The organism is Streptomyces silaceus (assembly GCF_001419745.1).
In the GTDB taxonomy this organism is placed as follows: Bacteria; Actinomycetota; Actinomycetes; order Streptomycetales; family Streptomycetaceae; genus Streptomyces; species Streptomyces silaceus.
The window spans coordinates 1-5146 of sequence record NZ_LIRJ01000174.1 but is presented as its reverse complement, the minus strand read 5'-3'; the positions used below and the strand labels follow the sequence as shown (position 1 = coordinate 5146).

Here is a 5146-nt window from a genome sequence, read left to right as displayed (position 1 = left end):
CCGTCGTCGGCGCCGACGACGCCCGCCCGGTGCGCGAGCAGCTCGCGCAGGGTCACGGCGCTCTTGCCCTCGGCGGCGAACTCCGGCCAGTAGTGGGCGACCTCGCGGTCCAGGTCGAGCGTGCCGTCCTGGACGAGCAGGGCGACGACGAGGTGGGCGGCGCCCTTGGTGGACGAGTAGACCCCGTACAGGGTGTCGCCGTCGGTGTCCGGTCCCACCCACAGGTCGACGACCTTGCGGCCCTTGACGTACGCGGCGAGCTGGCCCGTGTACCGGGGCTCCTGGGCGGCGAGGACGGCGGTGAACTCCTCGCGTACCCCTTCGAACCCGTCGGCGACGGTGCCCTGCACTCTGATCTCACGGGTCATGAAGACTGCTCCTCGGGGCGCGGCGGAAGAATGCGTGGTCCGGTCAACCGCCGCGCCCCGCCGGGTCATTCCCCGGAGTGCCGGCTCACGCTCAGCAGTGCCCGTCCGACCTGCGGGAACACGCCCTTGGGGTGGTCGCGGAAGAGCGGCTCGGTGCCGAACAGTACGACGTCCGTGCGCCCGGCGGAACCGCTGACGACCGCGGCCTGTCCGGCGGCGTCCTTCGGTCCGCCCGCGCCGTTCTCGCCGGCCCGCCAGTGCCCGGACAGCAGAGGGTTCCCGGTGGCGTACTTCTGCTCCACGCGCACGCCGGAGCCGAGTCCGGTGAACCACAGGGGGCTGTAGGCGAAGCTGTGGTCCGGCGCGCCGCCGGTGACCGCCCCGCCCGAACTCCTGACGCGGACCACGCCGTTGGCGTCGCCGTTGCCCTCGACGGCCTTGACGGCGAGCAGCTTCGCGTCGGCGTTCAGCGCGGCCCCCGCCGCGCCGCGCCCGACCAGACCGCCGCCACCGGCGAGGAACCGGTCCAGCCCGGCCTTCGCCGCGTCGTTCAGCTCACCGCGGTCCAGGCCCGCCGACACGAACAGGACGTCCGCCTTCTTCCAGTCGAAGCCCGCGTTGAGCACGTCGGTGGAGACGGGCACCACGTCGAAGTTCATCTCCCGCAGCGCGAACAGCTCACCGGGCGTGACGGCCGCGGCGACCCGCGTGCGGTGCAGCGTCCCCGTGCCCTTGGTCGTCGTGCCCTTGGCCTTCGTGCCCTTGGTCTTCGTGGCGTCGAAGGACACGTCGTACTTCTTCGCGGCCGTGACGGCCGCGCGGCGCGCGGACGACGGCACGATCGCGCCGCCGTCGCGGTCCCGGCGCGCCTCGACGCCCTGGGAGAGCAGCGAGTTGAGCGCCGCGACCTCGCGCGGGTCGTCGAGCCGCAGCCGCAGGTCGCCGCGCGGCGCCACCCGGCCGACCTCCGCGGCGGCGCGCACCGGCCGGGTGCGGACGCCGTCCAGGCCGCCGCCCTTGACCGCGTCCACGCTCGCGCCCCACAGCCGCCCGAGGCTCCAGCCGGAGATGTCGTACATCGTCGACACCTCGTCGCTGATGTCCCGGCCGTCGGCGAGCATCACATTGGCCAGGCCCCGCTTGGGCTGGTGCATGTCGACGACGTACGCGCCCTTCGCGTACGTCCGCCCGCCGAGCCGGAAGGCGTGGCTCGCGCGCTCCACGCGCACGTCGTTGGCGATCAGATGGTCCACGAGCCGCGCCGCCGCCGTGGCCGAGCGCTGGCCGCGTCCGTCCGCGGGAATGACGTACGCGCGCGGGAACGTGGTCGTGTACACGTCCTCCGGGCCGATCCCGGGCACCCCCGGCACGGTCTCCTCCGAGACCGGCACCTGCTTCGCGCCCGTCGCGCCCCGCCGGAACACCTCGATCTGGTCGGCGATCACCGAGGCGCGGTGGCTCCGGGTGTAGTCGAGGGTGGCGCGCATGGCCGCGCCCGCGATGGCCGTGTTGATCCTCGCCCGGCGCCGCAGCTCGGCGACCGGCTGGGACGCGTACTCCTCGTTGTTCACCTGCATCGGGAACTCGATGGTGTGCGTGGCGACCGCGCCGTGGAAGGGCATGTACTGCGGGGTGAAGATCGGCGGCCAGTCGTCCCAGCCCTCCTGCTGGTCGCGGAAGGGGATGACGGCGGGCTTCACGCCGTCCTTCTCCTCGGTGTAGCCGAGGCCGTTGACGGCGGCCTCCATGCCGAGGGCGTTGGCGTAGGAGTTCTTCAGGAAGAGGTCGTACTCGTAGTTCTCGCCGTGCGGGGGAGTGGTCGGCTCGATCAGCGTGCCGTTCACATAGCCGTGCAGGTCGATCATCACGGCGGGCTGCTTGGCGACGGCTATCTCGCGGACCGCGCGGGCCTCGGGCTGGGAGGCGGTGATGAAGTCGCGGTTCAGGTCGAAGCCGTTGGCGTTGGCGCGGGTGCCGGCGATACGGCCGTCGGGGTTGGTGGTGATGTTGAAGTAGAGGCGGTGGTGCGCGAGGAGGTCCCGGCTCTTCTTGTCCTTGGCCTTCGCGAGCCTCTCGATGAGCTTCAGGGCCGCGTCCGTGCCCTCCCACTCGTTGCCGTGGATGTTGTTGTTGATGAACACGGGCGTCTTGTACGACGACTTGATCGCCTTGTCCTTGGCGGCGGCCGAGGGGTCGTTCTCGATCCGGTCCCGCATCCGTGCCTGCCGGGCCGTCTCGCGCGCGGACTCCGGTGCGGTGACGGTCACCAGATAGAGCTGGTGCCCGCCCGCCGAGCGGCCCGCGATCTCCACGCTCACGCGGTCGCCGACGCGCTGCAGGGCGTTCAGCTTCGGGGCTATGCCGTGGTACGGCGTCAGGCCGAGCTTGATCGACTTGTCGGCCGGGTTCTCCGGAGGCACGTCGAGCCGCTGCTCGCGCGGGTAGCCGCGGCCCTTGTCGTCGCCGAGTTCCGGGGCGCGCCCCTCGTCGAGGGCGCGGTCGGCGGCCTGCTCCGGTGCCTTGGCGGCCCGGTCGGCGCCCAGCGGCGATCCCTCGCGGGTGACCGGGCGCGGTGTCGGGTCCGCGGTCGCGCTGCCCGGGGCGAGCGCGGTGAGGGCCAGCGCGCCGGCCGTGGCGGCGGCGGTGAGCAGAACGGGTCTGTTTGGCCGGGATATACCCATACGTACCTCCGGAAGATCGGTAAGCGAGGTCTTACCGGTTCAACTCCCGGACAACAAGGGGGCCTTGTGTCCCAGCTGTGACAGCCCTGGCACACGGCACCGCACAAACCCCCGGCCACCTGCGGCTAGGGTGTGCCGCATGCGCGATCTTGGTGTGGGCTTCGGCTACTTGATGAAGGGGCAGCGCTGGGTCGCCCAGCACGGCAAGCAGTACGGATGGGGGCTGCTGCCCGGCCTCATCACGCTCGTCCTCTACGCGGCCGCGCTCGTCTCGCTCGCCCTGTGGGGCGTCGACCTCGTCGGCTGGGCCACGCCGTTCGCCGACGACTGGTCCTCGCCCTGGCTCGGCCTCTTCCGCGGCTTCCTGACGGCCCTGCTGTTCGCGCTCGCGCTGCTGCTCTCCGTCGTCACCTTCACCGCCGTGACACTCCTCATCGGCGAACCCTTCTACGAGTCGCTGTCCGAGCAGGTCGACATCTCCGAGTGCGGCCACGCCCCCGAGTCCGGGCTGCCGTTCTGGCGCGACCTGTGGATCTCCGCCCGCGACAGCCTGCGCATCGTGGTGCGCGCGGCCGTGTGGGGCGTGCTGCTCTTCGCCCTCGGCTTCATCCCGGTCGTCGGCCAGACCGTCGTCCCGGTCATCGGCTTCTGCGTGACCGGCTTCTTCCTGGTCGAGGAGCTGACCGCGGTCGCGATGCAGCGCCGCGGCGTCCAACTCCGCGAACGCCTGGCCCTGTTGCGCGGCCGCAAGCAGCTCGCCTGGGGCTTCGGCACCCCGCTCGCCGTCGCCTTCCTGGTGCCGTTCGTCGCCGTGTTCCTGATGCCCGGCGCGGTCGCGGGCGCGACCCTGATGGCCCGCGACCTGCTCGGCGAGAACGACACCGCCGGCGGCGGCTCCGGAGCCGCCGCCGGCGCCGGTCAGGACGACGAGGCGGCCGCCCCGAGGATCCCCCGCACCTGAGCGATGATGTCGAGCCGGTTCCGCACGAACTCGGGATCGGTGACGGCACCCGTCGCCGGATCGGTGTTGCCCGCGCCGAACTGCAGCACCGGCGTGTGCACATGGCCGCCGGGCAGCCGGTCGCGCAGCCCGAGCCGGTCCCGCAGCAGCGTGGCCCGGTAGGCGATCTCGTTCGACAGGTAGTTCCCGCCGCCGCCCTCACGCGCCGTCGACCCCTCGGTGGGCCCCTCGGGCCGCACCACCGGCCCGGTGCCGCCCGCCGGGATCTCGGTCACCGACGTGTTGTCGTACACCGGGAAACGGCCCGTCTTCGCGGCCACGATCTCCTTGTACGGAAGGGTCGTCGACGTCCACTGGGGCTGCGAGGCGGGATCGCTCACCGGGACCGTCTCCGCGCGCGAGACGTTGTCGTTGTCGAGGGAACCGCCCCGCCAGGCGCCGTTGGTCCGCTCGATGTCGAACTTGCCCACGCGCCCCTGGCTGATGGTGGTGAACAGGTCGACGTGCGGCAGATGCGGGCGCAGCGCCCGCTCCACGGCCCCGTCGGCGAAGTCCTGCCAACGGACCGGGAACGTCACCGCCTCGATGCGCGCGAGCCCCTCGGCGGTCCGGATCGTCGTGCCGTCCAGGGCGAGCGCGGCGGCCCCCGACGGATTGCTGATCCGGACGTCCCGGTCGAGTGTGAACGGATCGAAGCCGGTGACGAGGATCCGCTTCACCTTCCCCTTGCCGCGCCCGCCGGGATGACCGACGGAGTCCTGACCCCGTGAGGTCCGCTCCAACTCGCCCATCAGCGCGGCCCGCTGCCTCCCGTCGAGCGGGAAACGTCCGGGCTCCCACTGCCGCAGCTCCCGCGTCATCCCGAGCCGCGCCCAGTACAGCGGCCGGTCGTCGTCCCGGCTCAGGTCACCGCCCAGCGGCCCGCGCCCCTGCGCCCGGTCGACGGCCCGGTGCCACAGTGCCCTGCCCTCCCGTATGACCAGACGGCGTGCCTGGCCGTAGGAGCGGGCCTTGTCCAGCGCCCGCGCCAGCGCGGGCGCCGCGGAGTCGAAACCGCTGCGCCGCAGGATCTCCTGCGGGGCGGCACGGTCGAGCCGGGCCTCCTCCGCGGTGGGGGCCGTGGGGCCGGCGGGGGC

4 protein-coding genes are annotated in these 5146 nt (G+C 72.6%); 1 reads left to right on the top strand and 3 read right to left on the bottom strand.

The features are described from left to right. The coding region (locus tag AOK22_RS17345; protein WP_157872254.1) for a serine hydrolase domain-containing protein at window positions 1-368 on the bottom strand (368 nt) is incomplete at its 3' end. Window positions 369-433: 65 nt separating this feature from the next. Further along, entirely contained in the window at window positions 434-3049 is a 2616-nt protein-coding gene (locus AOK22_RS17340) for a M14 family zinc carboxypeptidase (RefSeq protein ID WP_055699573.1), read from the bottom strand. A gap of 139 nt (window positions 3050-3188) precedes the next feature. On the opposite strand from AOK22_RS17340, the gene AOK22_RS17335 reads away from it, so the two are divergent. Beyond that, window positions 3189-4010, top strand: coding sequence for an EI24 domain-containing protein (locus AOK22_RS17335; protein ID WP_055699572.1), 822 nt, complete (start codon window positions 3189-3191; stop codon window positions 4008-4010). On the opposite strand, the gene AOK22_RS17330 is transcribed toward AOK22_RS17335, so the two are convergent. Then, the coding region (locus tag AOK22_RS17330) for a pyroglutamyl-peptidase I (RefSeq protein WP_055699571.1) at window positions 3968-5146 on the bottom strand (1179 nt) is incomplete at its 5' end. The two genes, AOK22_RS17335 and AOK22_RS17330, sit on opposite strands and share 43 nt — an antisense overlap.

Bases quoted from the DNA above. Each gene is read 5' to 3' on its own strand.
- AOK22_RS17340 (WP_055699573.1), bottom strand. From the start codon at position 3,049: ATGGGTATATCCCGGCCAAACAGACCCGTTCTGCTCACCGCCGCCGCC.
- AOK22_RS17335 (WP_055699572.1), top strand. From the start codon at position 3,189: ATGCGCGATCTTGGTGTGGGCTTCGGCTACTTGATGAAGGGGCAGCGC.